This window comes from Streptomyces sp. NPDC058964 (assembly GCF_042741275.1).
GTDB lineage: Bacteria > Actinomycetota > Actinomycetes > Streptomycetales > Streptomycetaceae > Streptomyces.
On the sequence record NZ_JBHYKH010000118.1, the window covers coordinates 16,502 to 20,254 of the forward strand.

Below are 3,753 nucleotides of genomic sequence, written 5' to 3' on the forward strand. Positions count from 1 at the left end.
GCCTACACCCTTACCCCGGGACAACCACCGCCCGGGATGGACTACCTTCCTGCGTCACCCCATCACTCACCTACTAACCGCTTGGTCCGGCGGCTCCACCACTCCCCTTTGCCCGAAGGCTCCGGGGCGGCTTCACGGCCTTAGCATCACGATGCTCGATGTTTGACGCTTCACAGCGGGTACCGGAATATCAACCGGTTATCCATCGACTACGCCTGTCGGCCTCGCCTTAGGTCCCGACTTACCCTGGGCAGATCAGCTTGACCCAGGAACCCTTAGTCAATCGGCGCAAACGTTTCTCACGTTTGTATCGCTACTCATGCCTGCATTCTCACTCGTCAACCGTCCACAACTACCTTCCGGTGCTGCTTCACCCGGCAGACGACGCTCCCCTACCCATCACAGCACCCGTTGGGGCTATATGCTGCAATGACACGACTTCGGCGGTACGCTTGAGCCCCGCTACATTGTCGGCGCGGAATCACTAGACCAGTGAGCTATTACGCACTCTTTCAAGGGTGGCTGCTTCTAAGCCAACCTCCTGGTTGTCTGTGCGACTCCACATCCTTTCCCACTTAGCGTACGCTTAGGGGCCTTAGTCGATGCTCTGGGCTGTTTCCCTCTCGACCATGGAGCTTATCCCCCACAGTCTCACTGCCGCGCTCTCACTTACCGGCATTCGGAGTTTGGCTAAGGTCAGTAACCCGGTAGGGCCCATCGCCTATCCAGTGCTCTACCTCCGGCAAGAAACACACGACGCTGCACCTAAATGCATTTCGGGGAGAACCAGCTATCACGGAGTTTGATTGGCCTTTCACCCCTAACCACAGGTCATCCCCCAGGTTTTCAACCCTGGTGGGTTCGGTCCTCCACGAAGTCTTACCTCCGCTTCAACCTGCCCATGGCTAGATCACTCCGCTTCGGGTCTTGAGCGTGCTACTGAAACGCCCTATTCGGACTCGCTTTCGCTACGGCTTCCCCACACGGGTTAACCTCGCAACACACCGCAAACTCGCAGGCTCATTCTTCAAAAGGCACGCAGTCACGAGAATGTGCAAGCACATTCCGACGCTCCCACGGCTTGTAGGCACACGGTTTCAGGTACTATTTCACTCCCCTCCCGGGGTACTTTTCACCATTCCCTCACGGTACTATCCGCTATCGGTCACCAGGGAATATTTAGGCTTAGCGGGTGGTCCCGCCAGATTCACACGGGATTTCTCGGGCCCCGTGCTACTTGGGTGTTTCTCAAGCGAGCCGTACAGATTTCAGCTACGGGGGTCTTACCCTCTACGCCGGGCCTTTCGCATGCCCTTCGCCTATCCATACGGTTTCTGACTCGCCGACCAGCCGGCAGACTGGTCAAGAGAAATCCCACAACCCCGCATGCGCAACCCCTGCCGGGTCTCACACGCATACGGTTTGGCCTCATCCGGTTTCGCTCGCCACTACTCCCGGAATCACGGTTGTTTTCTCTTCCTGAGGGTACTGAGATGTTTCACTTCCCCTCGTTCCCTCCACACTGCCTATGTGTTCAGCAGTGGGTGACAGCCCATGACGACTGCCGGGTTTCCCCATTCGGAAACCCCCGGATCAAAGCCTGGTTGACGACTCCCCGGGGACTATCGCGGCCTCCCACGTCCTTCATCGGTTCCTGGTGCCAAGGCATCCACCGTGCGCCCTTAAAAACTTGGCCACAGATGCTCGCGTCCACTGTGCAGTTCTCAAACAACGACCAGCCACCCATCACCCCACTGCAAAACAGTGAGTTCACTGGGGCCGGCGACTGAGGAAGTTCATTCCCTCAGACACCCAACAGCGTGCCCGACACCCCGACCCTCCTTCATCCGTTCCACGCCGAAGCAGTACTAGGAAGAGAAGCAGACCGAGTGTGCCGAGTAGTCAACGTTCCACCCATGAGCAACCAGCATCAGACGTTCGCCGATGTACTGGCCTCTGACCAACCGGAGTTGGTGAGAAGTGCTCCTTAGAAAGGAGGTGATCCAGCCGCACCTTCCGGTACGGCTACCTTGTTACGACTTCGTCCCAATCGCCAGTCCCACCTTCGACAGCTCCCTCCCACAAGGGGTTGGGCCACCGGCTTCGGGTGTTACCGACTTTCGTGACGTGACGGGCGGTGTGTACAAGGCCCGGGAACGTATTCACCGCAGCAATGCTGATCTGCGATTACTAGCGACTCCGACTTCATGGGGTCGAGTTGCAGACCCCAATCCGAACTGAGACCGGCTTTTTGAGATTCGCTCCACCTCACGGTATCGCAGCTCATTGTACCGGCCATTGTAGCACGTGTGCAGCCCAAGACATAAGGGGCATGATGACTTGACGTCGTCCCCACCTTCCTCCGAGTTGACCCCGGCGGTCTCCTGTGAGTCCCCATCACCCCGAAGGGCATGCTGGCAACACAGAACAAGGGTTGCGCTCGTTGCGGGACTTAACCCAACATCTCACGACACGAGCTGACGACAGCCATGCACCACCTGTACACCGACCACAAGGGGGACCCTGTCTCCAGGGTTTTCCGGTGTATGTCAAGCCTTGGTAAGGTTCTTCGCGTTGCGTCGAATTAAGCCACATGCTCCGCCGCTTGTGCGGGCCCCCGTCAATTCCTTTGAGTTTTAGCCTTGCGGCCGTACTCCCCAGGCGGGGAACTTAATGCGTTAGCTGCGGCACCGACGACGTGGAATGTCGCCAACACCTAGTTCCCACCGTTTACGGCGTGGACTACCAGGGTATCTAATCCTGTTCGCTCCCCACGCTTTCGCTCCTCAGCGTCAGTAATGGCCCAGAGATCCGCCTTCGCCACCGGTGTTCCTCCTGATATCTGCGCATTTCACCGCTACACCAGGAATTCCGATCTCCCCTACCACACTCTAGCTAGCCCGTATCGACTGCAGACCCGAGGTTAAGCCTCGGGCTTTCACAATCGACGTGACAAGCCGCCTACGAGCTCTTTACGCCCAATAATTCCGGACAACGCTTGCGCCCTACGTATTACCGCGGCTGCTGGCACGTAGTTAGCCGGCGCTTCTTCTGCAGGTACCGTCACTTTCGCTTCTTCCCTGCTGAAAGAGGTTTACAACCCGAAGGCCGTCATCCCTCACGCGGCGTCGCTGCATCAGGCTTTCGCCCATTGTGCAATATTCCCCACTGCTGCCTCCCGTAGGAGTCTGGGCCGTGTCTCAGTCCCAGTGTGGCCGGTCGCCCTCTCAGGCCGGCTACCCGTCGTCGCCTTGGTGAGCCGTTACCTCACCAACAAGCTGATAGGCCGCGGGCTCATCCTGCACCGCCGGAGCTTTTAACCCTCGCAGATGCCTACGAGGGTGTTATCCGGTATTAGACCCCGTTTCCAGGGCTTGTCCCAGAGTGCAGGGCAGATTGCCCACGTGTTACTCACCCGTTCGCCACTAATCCACCCCGAAGGGCTTCATCGTTCGACTTGCATGTGTTAAGCACGCCGCCAGCGTTCGTCCTGAGCCAGGATCAAACTCTCCGTGAATGTTTTCCCGTAATCGGGATGAACACCACGAGAGCGGTGCGAGAGGAGGAATAATCCCCTCGCACACAGCGTCCTCGCTGTGTTATTTCAAAGGAACCTCGCCCCGATCATGACGACCGGAGACGGGGTATCAACATATCTGGCGTTGACTTTTGGCACGCTGTTGAGTTCTCAAGGAACGGTCGCTTCCTTTGTACTCACCCTCTCGGGCTTTCCTCCGGGCGCTTCCCTTCGGT

2 rRNA genes (1 of these 2 running past the window's edge) are annotated in these 3,753 nt (G+C 57.8%); both read right to left on the minus strand.

The window, feature by feature from the left end:
- Nucleotides 1-1,696: ribosomal RNA gene (locus ACFW2E_RS17135) — 23S ribosomal RNA — on the minus strand (it extends 1,618 nt beyond the left edge of the window).
- A gap of 295 nt (nt 1,697-1,991) precedes the next feature.
- Nucleotides 1,992-3,517, minus strand: a 16S ribosomal RNA gene (locus tag ACFW2E_RS17140).
- The 16S and 23S rRNA genes sit together here, the layout of an rRNA operon.
- Between the last annotated feature and the right edge of the window lie 236 nt (nt 3,518-3,753).